Annotated in this window: 13 protein-coding genes and 2 tRNA genes; all 15 read right to left on the bottom strand. The window is 51.0% G+C overall.

The genetic code is table 11. The features are described 5' to 3' along the window. Positions 1 to 86: 86 nt before the first annotated feature. Positions 87 to 176, bottom strand: a tRNA-Ser gene (locus DWY63_RS13140). A gap of 48 nt (positions 177 to 224) precedes the next feature. Further along, positions 225 to 310 (bottom strand) — tRNA-Ser (locus tag DWY63_RS13135). Between the two features lie 250 nt (positions 311 to 560). Next, positions 561 to 1,289: a 2-C-methyl-D-erythritol 4-phosphate cytidylyltransferase gene (gene ispD / locus DWY63_RS13130; RefSeq protein WP_117802390.1), complete on the bottom strand. Its 729-nt coding sequence runs from the start codon at positions 1,287 to 1,289 to the stop codon at positions 561 to 563. 79 nt (positions 1,290 to 1,368) lie between these two features. Then, on the bottom strand, positions 1,369 to 2,394 hold the full coding sequence (gene tsaD / locus DWY63_RS13125; RefSeq protein ID WP_117802389.1) for a tRNA (adenosine(37)-N6)-threonylcarbamoyltransferase complex transferase subunit TsaD: 1,026 nt from the start codon (positions 2,392 to 2,394) through the stop codon (positions 1,369 to 1,371). After that, positions 2,387 to 3,310 carry a ribonuclease Z gene (locus DWY63_RS13120; protein ID WP_022462651.1) on the bottom strand — a complete coding sequence of 308 codons (924 nt, stop codon included), beginning with the start codon at positions 3,308 to 3,310 and terminating at the stop codon, positions 2,387 to 2,389. The genes tsaD and DWY63_RS13120 overlap by 8 nt, the downstream gene beginning before the upstream one ends. 137 nt (positions 3,311 to 3,447) lie before the next feature. Continuing rightward, the gene (gene trpA / locus DWY63_RS13115; protein WP_055219903.1) at positions 3,448 to 4,230 is read right to left on the bottom strand and encodes a tryptophan synthase subunit alpha; all 783 of its coding nucleotides are present in this window, start codon (positions 4,228 to 4,230) and stop codon (positions 3,448 to 3,450) included. Beyond that, positions 4,223 to 5,407, bottom strand: coding sequence for a tryptophan synthase subunit beta (gene trpB / locus DWY63_RS13110; RefSeq protein ID WP_022462653.1), 1,185 nt, complete (start codon positions 5,405 to 5,407; stop codon positions 4,223 to 4,225). The genes trpA and trpB overlap by 8 nt, the downstream gene beginning before the upstream one ends. Further along, positions 5,400 to 6,008: a phosphoribosylanthranilate isomerase gene (locus DWY63_RS13105; protein WP_055228636.1), complete on the bottom strand. Its 609-nt coding sequence runs from the start codon at positions 6,006 to 6,008 to the stop codon at positions 5,400 to 5,402. Before DWY63_RS13105 ends, trpB begins: the two co-directional genes overlap by 8 nt. Positions 6,009 to 6,061: 53 nt before the next feature. After that, positions 6,062 to 6,844: an indole-3-glycerol phosphate synthase TrpC gene (gene trpC / locus DWY63_RS13100; protein WP_055267930.1), complete on the bottom strand. Its 783-nt coding sequence runs from the start codon at positions 6,842 to 6,844 to the stop codon at positions 6,062 to 6,064. 4 nt (positions 6,845 to 6,848) lie between these two features. Continuing rightward, positions 6,849 to 7,868, bottom strand: coding sequence for an anthranilate phosphoribosyltransferase (gene trpD / locus DWY63_RS13095; RefSeq protein ID WP_117802388.1), 1,020 nt, complete (start codon positions 7,866 to 7,868; stop codon positions 6,849 to 6,851). A 34-nt stretch (positions 7,869 to 7,902) separates the two neighbouring features. Continuing rightward, positions 7,903 to 8,475 (bottom strand): anthranilate synthase component II, encoded by a 573-nt coding sequence (locus DWY63_RS13090; RefSeq protein WP_022462657.1) that lies wholly within the window; start codon positions 8,473 to 8,475, stop codon positions 7,903 to 7,905. Beyond that, entirely contained in the window at positions 8,472 to 10,013 is a 1,542-nt protein-coding gene (gene trpE, locus DWY63_RS13085; RefSeq protein ID WP_117802387.1) for an anthranilate synthase component I, read from the bottom strand. The genes DWY63_RS13090 and trpE overlap by 4 nt, the downstream gene beginning before the upstream one ends. A 435-nt stretch (positions 10,014 to 10,448) precedes the next feature. After that, on the bottom strand, positions 10,449 to 11,225 hold the full coding sequence (locus DWY63_RS13080; protein ID WP_022462659.1) for a hypothetical protein: 777 nt from the start codon (positions 11,223 to 11,225) through the stop codon (positions 10,449 to 10,451). 3 nt (positions 11,226 to 11,228) lie between these two features. Beyond that, the gene (locus tag DWY63_RS13075; protein ID WP_117802386.1) at positions 11,229 to 12,476 is read right to left on the bottom strand and encodes a DUF5716 family protein; all 1,248 of its coding nucleotides are present in this window, start codon (positions 12,474 to 12,476) and stop codon (positions 11,229 to 11,231) included. Continuing rightward, complete coding sequence (locus tag DWY63_RS13070; RefSeq protein ID WP_147343073.1) at positions 12,458 to 16,033, bottom strand: DUF5717 family protein; 3,576 nt, start codon at positions 16,031 to 16,033, stop codon at positions 12,458 to 12,460. The genes DWY63_RS13075 and DWY63_RS13070 overlap by 19 nt, the downstream gene beginning before the upstream one ends. Positions 16,034 to 16,050 lie beyond the last annotated feature (17 nt).

Below are 16,050 nucleotides of genomic sequence, written 5' to 3'. Positions count from 1 at the left end.
GCTGTTCTCTCGATCAGCAACTCGTTTATTTTATCAAACTCATTTGCATTTGTCAAGAACTTTTTTCAACTTTTTTCAAAGCCGAGCGGAGAAGGAGGGATTTGAACCCTCGCGCCGCTATTAACGACCTACTCCCTTTCCAGGGGAGCCCCTTCAGCCAGCTTGGGTACTTCTCCATAGTTTGCCTGATTCATAATCAGATATTCAATTAACTGAGTTTTGAGCGGAGAGGGTGGGATTCGAACCCACGCGCCCTTTCGGACAAACGGTTTTCAAGACCGCCTCGTTATGACCGCTTCGATACCTCTCCGTGTGTGAATTCAAATCTCGGTAACTCCCGAAATCATCTCAGTTTTTGGCTTGTCAGCTTTGCGTTTTTATCTCTCTCGCTCAGCGACATTCGTTATTATATCAGCAGTGTTTCAGAATGTCAACCACTTTTTTGAATTTTTTTTACATTTTTTTCAATTTCTTTTTCGTTTTCGCTGTTTTTCCCTGTTTTGCAATTCACACATTTGTTTTTATCTATTTATAGTTTGCTTTCTGTATTTTGCTTTTTTCTATTTTTCTGCCAGAAAGCTCTCTGCAACGAGCAGATCCTCCGGTGTTGTGATTTTTATATTTTCATAGCCGCCTTTTACCATCACTGATGCGATTCCCATCTCCTGCTCCACAACCATGGCATCGTCGGTGATTCCTTCTGTGGAATGCTGCATCAGTTTTTCGAATGCCGGAAACAGAAGCTCTGCTGCAAAGGCCTGCGGGGTCTGTGCCTGCCATACGAGATCTCTTCGCGGGCTTTCCCTGATTTTTCCGTTTTCATCGGTAAGCTTGATGGTATCCTTGACCGGCATGCCAAGGACACAGGCTTTTTCTTCTTTTACACATGCGCAGAGACGTTCCAGCATTTCCTGGTTTAAAAACGGGCGGGCGCCATCGTGAATCAGAACGTAATCGGTCTTCTGCTCCTGTTCGCTTTCCAGGCTTTTCAGCGTCTGCAATGCTTTCCAGACAGATTCATACCGTTCCCTTCCGCCTGCGCATACGGAAACAGTTTTCTTAATTCCATATTTTTCGATAATCTCTTTCTGACAGTATTCTATTTTATCCGCACCTGTCACAAGAATGATCTGGTCAATCTCCGGCGAATGTTCAAAAACCTCCAGCGCGTAAACCACGACTGGTTTTCCTCCGATTTCCAGAAACTGTTTTGCTACGCTTCCGCCCATCCGGGTTCCCTTTCCGGCTGCCAGGACAACCGCAGTGTATTTTTCTTTCTTCTCGCTCATCTTTTCCTCCGTTTTCTACAAATGCAAAAACTCCGCAGCAGATCTCTCTTCTCCGTTCTGCTGCGGAAGTTTCTTTTTCTTATCGTTCTCCAAGCTTCAGGTTCGGTACGGCATTCAGGTCCCAGCCGTGGCGGGTTCCCTTCTGGTACTCGTAGTAAGCTGCCACACCGATCATGGCCGCATTGTCGGTACAGAAGATCGGGGACGGACGGTAAAAGCGGATGCCCTCTTTTTCACATGCTGCTTCCATCGCCGCGCGGAGTGCCCCGTTCGATGCAACGCCGCCGGCGATCGCCAGACGGTCCATATGGTAATCTTTGGCCGCACGGATGGCATTATCCACCAGAACGTCCACAACGGCCTGCTGGAAGGACGCAGCGATGTCTGCTTCGACAATTGGTTCGCCTGTCATCCGGCATTTGTTCAGATGGTTTAAAACGGCAGATTTTACGCCGCTGAAGCTGAAGTCATACGGCGCATCCTCCATGTGGGCACGCGGGAAGTCGATGGCGTGCGGGTTTCCTTCTTTTGCCAGCTTGTCGATCTTCGGTCCGCCCGGATAGCCGAGTCCGATGGCACGGGCTACCTTGTCGAAGGCTTCTCCGGCTGCGTCGTCTCTCGTTCTTCCGAGGATTTCGAAAGAACCGTAATCTTTTACAATGACAAGATGGGTATGGCCTCCGGAGATGATTTCACACAGGAACGGCGGCTCCAGATCCGGGTGTTCGATATAGTTCGCCGAGACGTGGCCTTCAATATGGTGAACGCCGACCAGCGGTTTCTTTTTTGCATAGGCGATCGCTTTTGCCTCTGCCACGCCGACGAGAAGTGCGCCGACAAGGCCAGGGCCGTACGTAACACCGATCGCATTGATATCATCCAGAGTGACATCGGCTTCTTTTAAGGCCGCTTCTACAACCTGGTTGATTTTTTCGATATGTTTTCTGGATGCAATTTCCGGCACAACGCCGCCATACAGGGTATGGATGGCGATCTGGGATGAAATAATGTTAGACAGCACACATCTTCCGTTTTTCACGACGGAGGCTGCGGTTTCATCGCAGGAGCTCTCAATTGCAAGAATCAGGGTATCTTTTTCACTCATTTTTCGTTTCCTCTTCAAATAACAGTTCTACTGATCTTCCGTCTTTTCCAAGCTCTGCGGCCGGGAAAATCTTCTGTACCTCATCCATGTACCGCTGCGGGCCGACGAGCGACGGGGAAAAGTGGGTCAGCCACATTTCGGCAGCCTCGGCATCTTTTGCCAGTTTTGCCGCCTCGTAGAAGGTCATATGCTTAAATTCTTTTGCTTTTGCCTGTTTTTCCGGCTCGCCGTACATTCCCTCGCAGATGAAAAGGTCGGAGCCTTTCGCATGTTCGGAGATCGACGGAATCGGGCGGGTATCGGTGCAGTAGGTCACCTTCAGTCCTTTTCTGGCAGGGCCGAGGACCATGTCCGGCGTATACGTCTTTCCATCCAGGGTGACAGTCTCGCCTTTCTGCAGCGGATTCCAGCATTTAATCGGAATTTCCTGTGCTTTAGCGCGCTCCACATCGAATTTTCCCTTGCGGGAGATCTCCAGCGAATAGCCGTAGCAGGTGATATTGTGCTGCACGCGGAAGGCTGTGATTTTGTAGCCGTTCATCTCGATCACTTCCTCCGGCGCTGTCACCTCGTGAAATACAATCGGGAACGGCAGCTCCGGGCAGATGACACGCAGTGAATTGACGACGCGCTCCAGGCCTTTTGGGCCGATCATGGTCAGCGGTTCTCTCCGGTCAGTGTTTCCCATCGTCAGGAGAAGTCCTGGAAGGCCGCTGATGTGGTCTGCGTGGTAATGGGTGAAGCAGATGGCATCAATCGGCTTAAAGGTCCAGCCTTTTTCCTTGATGGCAACCTGGGTTCCCTCGCCGCAGTCGATCAGAAGGCTGCTTCCGTTGTATCGGGTCATCAGGGCGGTCAGGCGTCTGCCTGGCAGAGGCATCATACCGCCTGTTCCCAGTAAACATACATCTAACACGTTTTTCCTCCATATTCTATCCGGCTTTTTCGAAAGCCGGTCAGGTATTTTACGTTGAAAAAGCGTGTCCAAAACGGTTTGTTTCAGACACGCTCTCATCTTAACACAGTTTTTTCAAACACGCAATGACGCGGGTTTTATTTATTTGCTGTCATGACAGCTTCCTTCATCATGCGGACATACGTATAGATGTGCTGCTCCGCATGAGTGCCGTACTTCGCAATCATTTTGACGATAGCGCTTCCGACGATGACACCGTCCGCAATTTTGGCAATGTTGGCCGCCTGATCGGTCGTGTTGATGCCGAAGCCTACGGCTACCGGAATATCAGTTACTTTGCGGATTGCGGCGATCATGGAATCGAGGTCTGTCTTGATCTCGCTTCTGACACCGGTAACGCCCAGAGACGATACGAGGTAGATAAAACCTTCGGCGTCTGCGGCAATTTTCTGGATGCGCTGCTCAGACGTCGGCGCAATCAGGGAAATGACATCTACCTGATGGCTGCGCGCAATATCGTTTAATTCGCCTTTTTCCTCATACGGCATATCCGGGATGATGATGCCATTGATGCCGACTTCCTCGCATTTTGTAAAGAACGGCTCGTATCCGTAATGGAACACCGGGTTTAAGTAGGTCATAAACACCAGCGGAATGTCTGTTTTTTTGCGCACGGAGGCTACCATATCGAAAATTTTATCGGTGGTGGTTCCGGCTTTTAAGGAACGGAGGTCTGCCTCCTGGATGACAACGCCCTCGGCGATCGGATCGGAAAACGGGATTCCGATCTCGATCAGGTCTGCGCCTGCTTTTTCGAGCTCCAGAATATAATTCTCTGTTTTTTCAATGTTCGGGTCTCCGGCTGTCAGAAACGGAATGAATGCTTTGCTGTTTGAAAATGCTTCTGTTACTTTACTCATGAAGGTCCCTCCCTCTGTATCTTGCAATGGCTGCTACGTCTTTGTCTCCGCGTCCGGACAGGCAGATGATGATGGAGTCTTCCGGATCAAATTCTTTTGCGATCTTCATCGCATGGGCTACTGCATGGGCACTCTCAATCGCACAGATGATACCCTCGGTTCTTGCGAGGTATTCAAAAGCTTCTACTGCCTCATCGTCCGTTACCGGAACGTATTCGGCGCGGCCGATGTCATGCAGATATGCATGCTCCGGTCCAATGCCCGGGTAGTCAAGGCCTGCGGAAATCGAGTAAACCGGTGCGATCTGACCATATTTATCCTGACAGAAGTAGGATTTCATACCGTGGAAGACGCCGAGTGTTCCGGTTGCAATGGTTGCTGCAGTCTCTGCGGTGTTGACGCCGCGTCCTGCTGCCTCGCATCCAATCAGGCGGACATTTTTGTCATTGATGAAGTTATAGAACATACCCATCGCATTGCTTCCGCCGCCGACGCATGCCATGACGGCTTTCGGGAGTTTTCCTTCTTTTTCGAGGATCTGCTCTCTTGCCTCTTTGCTGATGACAGCCTGGAAATCGCGGACGATGGTCGGGAACGGATGCGGGCCCATAACGGAACCGAGAACGTAGTGGGTGTCATCGACACGTGATACCCACTCGCGCATCGCCTCATTGACGGCATCTTTTAAGGTCATAGTTCCGGTAGTAACGGCATTTACTTTTGCACCGAGAAGCTCCATCCGGTATACATTGAGGGCCTGACGGTCGGTGTCTTCTTTTCCCATGAAGATCTCACACTCAAGTCCCATCAGCGCTGCTGCCGTTGCGGTTGCCACACCGTGCTGGCCGGCTCCGGTCTCTGCGATGACACGGGTTTTTCCCATTCTTTTTGCGAGGAGGCACTGTCCGAGCACGTTGTTGATTTTGTGGGCTCCGGTGTGGTTCAGATCCTCTCGTTTGAGGTAAATTTTTGCTCCGCCGAGATCCTTTGTCATTTTCTCTGCGTAGTAGAGAAGGGACGGGCGGCCCGCGTAATTTTTCAGCAGGTCATCGAGTTCCTGGCAGAACTCCGGATCGTTTTTATAATAATTGTACTGTTTTTCCAAATTGATAATTTCATTCATCAGAGTTTCCGGTATGTACTGGCCTCCGTGAATACCAAATCTTCCGTCAGACATGTCTTATCCTCCTTATGCATTCTGTGATTTTTTTCGGGTCCTTTACGCCGTCTGTCTCGACACCGCTGCTGATGTCGACGGCGAAGGGATGTGTCTGTAAAATCGCCTGTTCCACATTTTCGGCGTTCAGGCCTCCCGCAAGGAAATACGGGCGGTCCATGTTTCTGATCAGTGACCAGTCGAACGATTCGCCGGTACCGCCTTTTCCGTGGTCGAGAAGGATGTAATCGGCGCTGCTTTTTTTCGCCTTTTCGACGTCCTCCCTGGTTTTGATGGAAAATGCCTTGATCAGTTCCCCGCCGGTGCGGAACCGGAGCGAATGGATATATTCTTCACTCTCATTTCCGTGGAGCTGTGCCAGATCGATGACGCCCTCTTCGAGGTATCCTGCGACAATCGCCGGAAGCTCGTTCACAAAGACGCCGACCGCCTGGATTTCGGGATCCAGATAGCGCCGCAGCGTCACGGCATGTTCTTTTGTAATCTGTCTGCGGCTTTTTGCAAAGACAAAGCCGACATATTCGGGCTTCAGCTCATTCACCGCATCGATGTCTTCCAGCCGTGTGAGCCCGCAGATTTTGATTCTGGTCTGTTCTTCCATAACGTTTGACTCCCCGTGCGCTCTGTTTTGTTTTGCGCACTTACGTTACCACTTTAACACATTGAAGAGAGTTTTTCAAGCTCTGCTTTTTTGTTGCTGCTCCGCATCAGCGTTTCGCCGATCAGAACGGCATCGGTTTTATTCTGATACAGTCTTCCGACATCCTCCGGCGTTTTGATGCCGCTCTCGGATACGAAAACAATGTTTTCCGGGACAAGCTCCCGCAGCCGCTCACTGTTGTGGATATCGACCGTGAAATCTTTTAAGTTGCGGTTGTTGACGCCGATGATCCTTGCTCCGGCGCGCATGGCCTGTGCAACCTCCGCCTCATCGTGGGCTTCCACAAGAGCGGAAAGGCCGAGGGAATGCGCTGTTTCCAGATATTCTTTTAAGGTTTCCTCCGGCAGCAGCGCACAGATCAGAAGGACAGCGGTGGCTCCGAGCACCTTTGCCTCGTAGATCATATAGGGATCCACGGTAAAATCTTTCCGCAGAACCGGGATGGATACGGTTTCTGCAATTTTTTTTAAGTAACGCTTGTCGCCTTTGAAGTATTCCGGCTCGGTCAGGCAGGAAATGGCGGAGGCACCGGCCGCTTCATATTCCTTTGCGATCTCCAGATAGGGGAAATCTTCTGCGATGATGCCCTTCGATGGGGAGGCTTTTTTTACCTCGCAGATAAAGGACATGCCCGGCTTTTTCAGCGCCTGTTCAAACGGGAATCCGGTGTCCGGGTTCATCGCCGTTGCCTTTTCTTTCATTTCTGCAAGAGAACACTTCTCTTTTTCTGCAGCGACACGTTTTCTTGTGGCTTCTGCAATCGTTTCCAGTATCATATGTTTATTCCTTTTCTGCCAATTTGTTGGTGAGTGACACAAACTCTTCGAGTTTTTTCTGTGCTTTTCCGCTGTCGATCAGCTCCTCTGCCAGTTTTACAGCATCCTGCATCGGGATTTCTTTTACTGCATGAAGGGCTGCGGCGGCATTCAGGACAACAGCGTCTCTTGCCGGGCCTTTCTTTCCTGCAAGAATTTCTTTCGTAATTTCAGCATTCTCCTGCGGAGTTCCGCCGACCAGTTCTTCTTTGGTGCAGCGGGTCATGCCGAACTCTTCCGGTGTGATGACGTATTCCTCAAACGTTCCGTCCTTGATCTCGCAGACGCTTGTCGGTGCGCTTAAGGAAATTTCATCGAGGCAGTCCTGGCCGTAGACAACCATGCCGCGTTTGACACCAAGATTGGAGAGAACTTCTGCCATCGGGCGGACAAGTGCTTCCTCGTAGACCCCCATCACCTGCATCGTGGCTGCTGCCGGGTTGGTCAGCGGTCCGAGGATGTTGAAAATGGTCCGGATGCCGAGCAGCTTGCGGACCGGTGCCACGTATTTCATGGACATGTGGTATTTCTGTGCGAACAGGAAACAGATTCCAAGTTTTTCCAGAACTTCTTTGTTTTTCTCCGGCTCCAGGTCGATTTTGACGCCGAGCGCTTCGAGACAGTCGGCTGCGCCGGATTTGCTCGATGCGGCGCGGTTTCCGTGTTTTGCAACTGCGACGCCGCCTGCAGAGATCACAAGGGATGCTGTTGTGGAGATGTTGAAGGAATTGGATTTATCTCCGCCGGTTCCGACGATTTCCAGAACATCCTTGTCATGTTCCATGTGAACACCGTGCTTTCTCATGCCGTTGGCACATGCGGTGATCTCTTCGATTGTCTCGCCTTTCATCGTCATGGCAGTTAAAAATGCGCTGATCTGGATCGGATCGGCTTTTCCTCCCATGATTTCATCCATGGCGCCCTCTGCCATCTCGTAGGTTAAGTTCTCTTTATTTACCAGTTTTACAATCGCTTCCCGAATCATATTCTGTTCCTCTCTTTCTTGGCTGTCCTGTGATCTATCTTGTAATTTTTAAGAAGTTTTCTACCATCTGTCTGCCCTGCGGGGTCAGAATGGATTCCGGATGGAACTGGACTCCGTAGATCTTTTTCTCACTGTCCTCGACTGCCATGACCTCGCCGTCTGCAGTTCTTGCCGTTACCTTTAAGGTTTCCGGCAGTGTCGCTTCATCAGCTGCGAGGGAATGATATCTTGCAACCGGAACAGTTTCCGGCAGCCCCTGGAATAATTCCGAGGTAAGATCCAGCGTTGTCTCGGACTGTTTGCCATGCATCAGCTGTTTCGCATAGGTGACGGTCGCGCCGTACGCGGCACAGATTGCCTGATGGCCGAGGCAGACACCGAGGATCGGGATCTCGCCGCCTAATTTTTCTACAATCTCCATGCATCGGCCTGCCTGCTCCGGACGGCCCGGTCCGGGAGATAAAATGATGGATGCCGGTGCCAGTGCGCAGATTTCGTCGATCGTCATCTCGTCGTTCCGGATGACCTTCATGTCCGGATTGATCGAACCGGCGAGCTGATACAGGTTATAGGAAAAACTGTCATAATTATCTACCAGCAGTATCATAAGTTGCTTCCTCCTTCTGCCTCCGCAAGTGCGACCATCACGGCCTTTGCTTTGTTGATGCATTCCTGATGCTCTTTTTCTGGTACGCTGTCGGCTACAATGCCGGCACCGGAGCGGACGAACACTTTTCCGTTTTTCTTAAACGCAAGCCGGATTGCAATGCAGGTGTCCATATTTCCGGTGAAATCCAGATAGCCGATCGCACCGCCGTAAATGCCGCGCTTGTTGTTTTCCAGCTCGTTGATGATCTGACAGGCACGGAGCTTTGGTGCACCGGAGAGGGTTCCGGCCGGGAGAACGGAATCGATGGCATCGACTGCGGTCTTGTCTTTCCGAAGCTGTCCTTTTACAGTGGAACCGATGTGCATGACGTGGGAGTAACGCTCGATTGACATGTATTTTTCTACTTCCACGGTTCCGAAATCACAGATCTTTCCGAGATCGTTTCTTCCCAGATCAACCAGCATGTTGTGCTCGGCACGCTCTTTTTCATCGGCGAGGAGTTCTTTTTCCAGCCGCTGGTCTTCTTCATAGCTCTTTCCTCTCGGCCGCGTTCCGGCAAGCGGGAAGGTCCGGACCTCTCCGTCCTCGACTTTTACGAGAGTTTCCGGGGATGCACCGGCGATCTCGACATCATCACTCGAGAAGTAGAACATGTACGGCGACGGATTCGTCGTGCGGAGAACGCGATACGTATCGAGGAGGCTTCCCTCAAAATCAGCTTCGAGCCGGTTGGAGAGAACGAGCTGGAAGAGGTCTCCCTCGTGGATATAATGTTTGACCTGCTCGACTTTCTCACAGTACGCTTTCTCATCGAAGAGCGGGCGGAACTCGGATTTCAGGTGGCCGGCTTTCGTCTCGGCCGGTTTTCCGAAGCGGATCAGCTCTTCCATTTTTTCGAGTTCCTGTACGGCTTTTTCGTAATTTTCTTCGAGATTTTCGGTTTCGATATTAATCATCAGTACGATTTTCTGACGGTAATTATCATAGGCGATGACCTTATCGAACAGCATCAGGTCGACATCTTTGAAATGTTCCTGATCTTCTGCGTCCAGCTTTAAGATCGGCTCGCTGTACTTGATGTAATCGTAAGAGAAGTATCCGACGAGGCCGCCAGTGAAGGTCGGCAGTGTCGCGATCTTCGGACTTTTATTTTTCTCAATCAGGGTTTTGATGACGGCTCCCGGATGGGCTGTCTTTGCGGTCAGCCGGATCTGTCCGGTCGGAAGCTGTTCTTTGCGGCTTTCTGGAATATCTTCTACTTTTTCCATCTCTGCCGCATCGGCGGTGATTGTCAGGTTTCCGTTGACACAGGTGAGTTCCAGCAACGGATCGTAGCCGAGGAAGGTGTATCTTCCCCACTGTTTTTTATCCTCCACGCTTTCGAGCATGTAGCAGTGGCTGCTGACGCCCTGCAGGACTTTCAGTGTTTCTACTGGTGTACGGATATCCGAATAAATTTCTCTGCTTACCGGGATTTTCCGAAAAGCTCCCGATGCGGCTGCTTTTGAAATTTCTTCTAACGTCATCTGTTTCATCTTGTTATCTCCTCTCCTTGTGTCTGCAAAGGCTGTCATCAACACTGGTCCTCAGAACCAATTTCTGATATACAAAAAACCGCCCCCGGCAAAGAATCACTTTGTTCTTTGCCAAGGGCGGGTATATTTTTATACTCGTGGTGCCACCTTGTTTTGCGATTGCTCACACGCTCTGCAGAATACGATCATATTCCTGGCAACTAACGTATGCCTGCACGTTACAGAATACTCAGACGGTTTCCCGCTTTTCCCTGTACCCTCCGTGGTCCATTTGCTGATCCGCTTTCTGTCCGGCTTCCACCTGCCCGGGCTCTCTGTGAGTGCGCTTCCAACGTTATCTCCACTTCATCGGTTTCAAAGTATTTATTTTTTCTTATGGGCTGTATTATAGTCCCATTCTTTTTTGCTGTCAAGTAATTTTTTCGCTCTTTTTGTTCAAAGTCCGGTATTTTTATGATATTCCCGTGTCCACGCCGCAAGAGCTTCGTCCAGATCGCGCGGGAGCTCGACCTGCATTGCCTCGGTGATCTGGCGGTCCATCTCCCGTTTCGTCTCGGCATCCACTTTCCGCTCGGTGCACATCTGCTCATAGGCGTCCTGTCCTTTGCTCATGTAGACCGCAAACAGCCAGCTCTTTAACGATGCTTTCGTGTGCAGCTCTTCATTTGCTTTCTGAAAGCACGTAAGTGCTTCATTCATCTGGAACAGACTTGCGTAGGCACAGCCCATGTTGTTGTAAATACTTCCGGTGAACTGGCTTCCCATGTTGGTTTCGTTTTCCTCGGTATCTTTCAGCGTTTCCTGGTAAACCTGGATCGCATTGATATATTTTTCGTGGTCGACAAGGTAATCTCCCTTGATTTTTTTCCGCACAATCTCCGGCTGCTCCTCGAACCGTTTCAGGCGCTCATTCATCTCACGGAACTGATCGTGGGAAAGATAATTGATCTCCTTGAAGATCGGCAGGATAAACTCACCGATGTTCTTTTTCTCCTCCAGAAGGACGTAGAGACGCTGGTACAGTCTTCTTAAGTGGAGTTCTTCTTTCATCCACACCAGCAGCTGCTCGTTAATGATGGTCTCGTCCAGCAGATAGATGTTGTGGTACAGATAATAGCACAGTTCCTCGATGGAATAAATATTTGTGCTGATGTTGGAAATATAATACGGATTTTTCGCCCGTTTGACCTGACATAAAATATAACCGCTCATCGTTTACACCTCCCCCATCGTCTCGTGCCAGGTTTTGTGGCTTGCCGGGAACATATCGCCAAAACCCAAATCCTCTGCGGTGATCTGACACGTAACCGGAGAATCATACTCCAGACGCAGCCGGATCCGTGTTGTCTTCGGCGGCCGTTTGGGCAGCCCGTCCAGCTTCATGGTATAGCGGTTTCGTTTTCCGCTTTCCATGGAGCTCACAACAAATTCCAGCTCCTCTGTTCCGTCGAGGATCAGCTCACATTCTTTTTCTGCTTCATACCAGTTCACACCGGCTGCAATCAGCGCATAGTATGCCGGAGAACCATTGATCATCATCTCCATGCCGATGTTGTAGCGCACGAGGTCATTTCCGAGGAAGAGATAGCCCTTTAAGCGGCGCTCCTCCACTTTTTCGCGCGCGGAAAAGCAGGCGCCCTGTGCAAACAGGTTCGTTCCGCCGAAGATTCTTCTCTGGTTTTTCTTTAACTGACGCAGAGAGTTGTCGGCCCAGGCAAGGTCGAACTCCTCGCTCACCAGAAATACGCTGGAATAAATTTCATTCCCCATCGCTTCTCCCATCAGATGGCAGAAATCGCGGTCGCGCTCCATCGGCTCGATCGAAAGTGCGGCTTTTGGCCCCCGTTTTACGGTCACAGTTGCCGGCTTCGTTTTACGGCTGATGGAAAGTTCAGAAAACGATGCTTCCTCATCTTTCAGGAAAAACAGACCGACTTTACGGCTCCAGAGCTCCGGCTTCTGGTTCAGCACATGGCAGTAAAAGCTCTCGTCATGCTCCTGCAGGTAGGCTCTGCCGCGCGGAAGTCCGATTATCTTGTATGCTTCACGCACATTTTCCACAAATGGACGGGTCAGATGGCCCGTGGTGATCATCATCGCCTGGATCTGCTGGTCCGGGCGCTCGATGCCGATCATCTTCAGTGCTTCGCGAAGGAACGTGCCAAGGACTTCTCCCGGCGTGTAATCCCGGTTTTCGATCTGGCAGATGCGGGATCCCATGCAGATCTCGTACAGATTGTCCAGCCAGATGCCGTTTTCCGCGTGAGCAGATTTTTCTGCATCCGGTCCTGTTTTCCACGTTTCCTCATTCCGTTTTTTGGCAATGGCGGTCGGAAATTCCACCGCCTCTTCTCCTTCTTTTACCGGGATGGAGACGGCCGTATGGGTTCCCCTGTCATAGCAGCAGAACTGGGAATATTTCTCTCCAAAATCAAATCCTAAAATTAAATTTTTCTGTTCCATGTCGTATCCTCCTGCTGCTTCTTTTCATCCACAAGTGCAAAACAGTTCCGAACCAGAGCCTCCTGCTGCAGATACTTTTGGAATGCTTCTTCTGCTTTTTCCGAATCTCCTGCCGCGCGCGCTGCTTTCATCTGATTCAGAAGCTGGTACCGCGTCTTTCCTGCTTTTGGTTCGCCGGTCATGGAGACGGTTTTCACCTCTGTTTTTCCCTCGCCCTGACGGTTCGTAAAGGTCAGGTAATACTCCATTTTCTCGCCGTAGAACAGCAGAAACTCTTTCACAAAAATGCCCTGATACATATTGCGCATCGGTTCGCTCTTCCATGTTTCTTCGGCGTTTGTCCGGTAATGAATCGTCACCTTTGCCTCCGCTCTCTGGCGCTCCTCGATGAACATGCGGTCGCCGATCTGGAAGCCTTCGGTCAGGTGCTCCGGCAGATCCTTGTAGAAGGCAAAGCGGAGTCCCTGTTTCGTAAACGCCAGAAGCAGGGTATGCGCCTCTTTTTCTTCCTCCTCAGAAAGCTGCGGCTTCGTGGAAAGATGTTTCAGCATCGCAAAACGGCAGATCTCGTCCAGCTCCCAGCCCTGTTTCCAGGCGCGGTCCAAGTAGTCAAACATCTGATCCGAAAGCGGTTTTCCGTCCATAAAATAGCCGATCGCAAGATACGTCAGGTATGCCAGAATGACATGCTCTTTTCCGCTCTGGCGGATGTAGCTCTCCAGCATTTCCTGCTCCCACTTCGGGTGGCTGCGCACAAAGACGGACCAGGTCAGAATGCGCTCCTCCAGCTTGTCGCTCTCCATCTGAAAGCCGCGGATTTTATCCCATAAACTGCACATATCCTCAATAGAACCGGTGAAATAATCTCTCAGATAGCACAATACAATTTCATCGTAAATGCCCTGTTTTACCACGTAGGATGCCAGATAGAGAAGCTCCTCGTCCTCTGTAAACTCTTTTTCCAGAATCATCGCATGCGCCAGACGGAAGAGACACGACACCGGGATCTTTTCGTAGCCGTACCGATCCGTCAGGGCAAAGGCGCGGCTGTAACAGCCGTAGCGTACCAGAAGCTCGATCGTAGAAATACGGTCCACCTTTGCGTAAGCGCTGTCCTCCAGCTCTGCAACAGCTGCCTCGGTCTCACGCTCATCCGGATGGGCAAGATAGTATTCCAGCAGTTTCTGACGCACTGTTTTCCGGTAAGCACTGGAAAATGCGCTCGTGCGCGCTGCCTGCTGATACCAGGCAAGATTTTCTGCGGTAAGCTGCATCTCCTCTTCCTGCTCCCCGCACAGGTGCAGCAGCAGACCCGGATTTTCAATGGCAAAACCGCCGCAGGCACGGGCAAGCTCTTCATCCGTAAACAATGGCTCTATGCGGCAGGTTTCTGTCACCGCATATCTTCTGCGCTGCTCATCTTCGAGAAGAATCCGCGCTTTTTTGCCGTACAGACGGATATAAGCACCCCGTTCCGTCATCGGATAGGACGTTTCGCCCGCCATCGCCGGATGGCAGACGATCACACGCGTGATTTTCGGATTTTCACACGTTACATGATGGGTAAACAGCACATTTGCGATCGCTTTTGCGCTGTCGGGATCTTCCGGTTTTTTCAGAAAAGTCCGGTACAGTGCGGCGTATTCGCGGTTCATGCGGCCTTTCTGGATCTGTCTTGCCGTGAAAACCTCCATCGCCGGGCGGTAGCTCTGGAATGTATGGCGGTCTTTTTCGCGGTTTTTGATCACGTTGGCGTAGATCAGCGCTTTCTTCTGGCCTGCCAGTGTGTTGCTGTAGGAGAAATACATCCGGATGACCTGCGGAAGGACCTCGTCGAACGACGCATCCATCGTTTCGATATAGTACTCGTACAGGCGCGTGATGCGGATGTTCCGCTCCACGGCTTTTGCATACCACGGGAAATATTCCTTCCGCACCGGGCGGCCCTTCATCACCAGTTTGCAGATGGCTTCGAGCACTTCATCGGATGGAAAACGCTCATAGCCCGCAGTCAGAATCTGATAGACATTCTCATCGAACGTTTTCATCGTCTCTGTAAGATAAGCGGCCCGTTTTAACAGTTCCCCGCTTAAAATGCCTTCTTTCTGCGCAAATTTCAGCACCTGAACGGTGAACGGCGAAATCCGGCGGAGCTGTCCCTCCTGGCGGAGATAGAGCTGTGCCGCATCCAGATACAGAAGCGGGCTCTTGCACCCGCACTCATAGCAAAGTTCCATCGCGTAGAGCTGACGGGTCAGCGACTGCTGCCAGGAATCGTCGGCATCAATGGCAAGCTTTAACAGAAAATAGCTTGCACTCTCCTGCCGCATCAGTGTTCCAAGGCGTGATACCAGCCCGGTATGGCCCACTTCCATTTTCAGCTTCCATGCCAGATACAGGTACGCTCCTTTTTTCTCCGCGGTGTCCAGCAGTTCCTGATGCTCTTTTACGTAAGAAAGCGTTTCTCTTGCTTTTCCGGTTTCCTCATGGCTCTCGTACAGCCATGCTTTTCCCAGCGTCACCCACGCCATGTCTCCGCCGGCTTTTTCGAACTGCTCGATGGCCTCCCAGGTGTCCTGATACCAGGTACGGTAGTCGCGTTTATGGACTGCCAGATCGAGATAGCCGCGCGCGATGGCAGTTATCTGACGGTCGCGCTCCGTATTTTTCCTGCTGGTCACATGTTTTTCGCTGTTTGTCACTTCCAGTTCAAAGCGAAGCTCCTGTTTTCCCTGACGCACCGTAATTCTGCCGTAATGGCGGCCGTTTCCGATTTTCTCCTGATGGATAATGTATTCCACACCGTAGACGCTTCCGATGAAATCTTCTGAAGTGACGACTTTCTTTTCCACTTCCAGAAAGTCTCCCTGCACCTCGATTTCCATGCGGACGTAGCCCCAGGTATTTTTATACAGATACAGTGTTTCCTTGCGCGGCTGGTCCACGGTAAGCACAGTTTTCTCCGGCTGTTCCGCCGAAAGCATCACCGGCTCTTTCTGACCGAGGGCAACCAGAAATTCCTCCAGGTGCTGAAATGTCACCGGCTTGTGGGACAGTCCCTGATAAAGTGCCATCTGCTCCGGTGCCTCTTTCTGAAGAAGACGTGCAAACTCTTTTTTTACAAAGAAGCGGTACGCTGCGCCGAAATCATGGCTTGCCAGATGCACAAAATCTGCCAGGGAATGAATCTCCTGCCCGGAAATGTTCATTGTCTTTCCCGCAATCGAGACGTGTACCCGCACGCAGCGTTCCTCCAGATTGCTGCTGACGGTGATGTTTCCACAGATTTCATCGCCTGCTTTTAATCCGCTGGTATCCACGCCGTACTCAATCGTACTCGCCGTTCCCTGGAACTGATTTTTCGCCAGAACGATTCTCTGATGATCTGTGGTCACAATTCCTTTTACTCTTCTCCCGTCTTCCGCTCCGATATTCAGCTCTCCGCGGAAATTCTGCCCCTCGTCCAGCGTCAGGGCCACCTCCGTCTCGGACAGCAGCAGATGGGGAACCTCATATTCAAATCTGCCGTTCAGCAGTTGTTCCAATCTTCTTCTCAATGTTTTTCACCTTATTT

Source organism: Blautia sp. AF26-2 (assembly GCF_003460955.1).
Classification (GTDB): Bacteria; Bacillota; Clostridia; order Lachnospirales; family Lachnospiraceae; genus Fusicatenibacter; species Fusicatenibacter saccharivorans.
This window is presented reverse-complemented; position numbering and strand designations above follow the sequence as displayed.

What these genes read in the sequence shown, in the direction of transcription:
- ispD (WP_117802390.1), bottom strand. Translation starts at nt 1,289, where the DNA reads ATGAGCGAGAAGAAAGAAAAATACACTGCGGTTGTCCTGGCAGCCGGA.
- tsaD (WP_117802389.1), bottom strand. Translation starts at nt 2,394, where the DNA reads ATGAGTGAAAAAGATACCCTGATTCTTGCAATTGAGAGCTCCTGCGAT.
- trpA (WP_055219903.1), bottom strand. Translation starts at nt 4,230, where the DNA reads ATGAGTAAAGTAACAGAAGCATTTTCAAACAGCAAAGCATTCATTCCG.
- trpB (WP_022462653.1), bottom strand. Translation starts at nt 5,407, where the DNA reads ATGTCTGACGGAAGATTTGGTATTCACGGAGGCCAGTACATACCGGAA.
- DWY63_RS13105 (WP_055228636.1), bottom strand. Translation starts at nt 6,008, where the DNA reads ATGGAAGAACAGACCAGAATCAAAATCTGCGGGCTCACACGGCTGGAA.
- trpC (WP_055267930.1), bottom strand. Translation starts at nt 6,844, where the DNA reads ATGATACTGGAAACGATTGCAGAAGCCACAAGAAAACGTGTCGCTGCA.
- trpD (WP_117802388.1), bottom strand. Translation starts at nt 7,868, where the DNA reads ATGATTCGGGAAGCGATTGTAAAACTGGTAAATAAAGAGAACTTAACC.
- DWY63_RS13090 (WP_022462657.1), bottom strand. Translation starts at nt 8,475, where the DNA reads ATGATACTGCTGGTAGATAATTATGACAGTTTTTCCTATAACCTGTAT.
- trpE (WP_117802387.1), bottom strand. Translation starts at nt 10,013, where the DNA reads ATGAAACAGATGACGTTAGAAGAAATTTCAAAAGCAGCCGCATCGGGA.
- DWY63_RS13080 (WP_022462659.1), bottom strand. Translation starts at nt 11,225, where the DNA reads ATGAGCGGTTATATTTTATGTCAGGTCAAACGGGCGAAAAATCCGTAT.
- DWY63_RS13075 (WP_117802386.1), bottom strand. Translation starts at nt 12,476, where the DNA reads ATGGAACAGAAAAATTTAATTTTAGGATTTGATTTTGGAGAGAAATAT.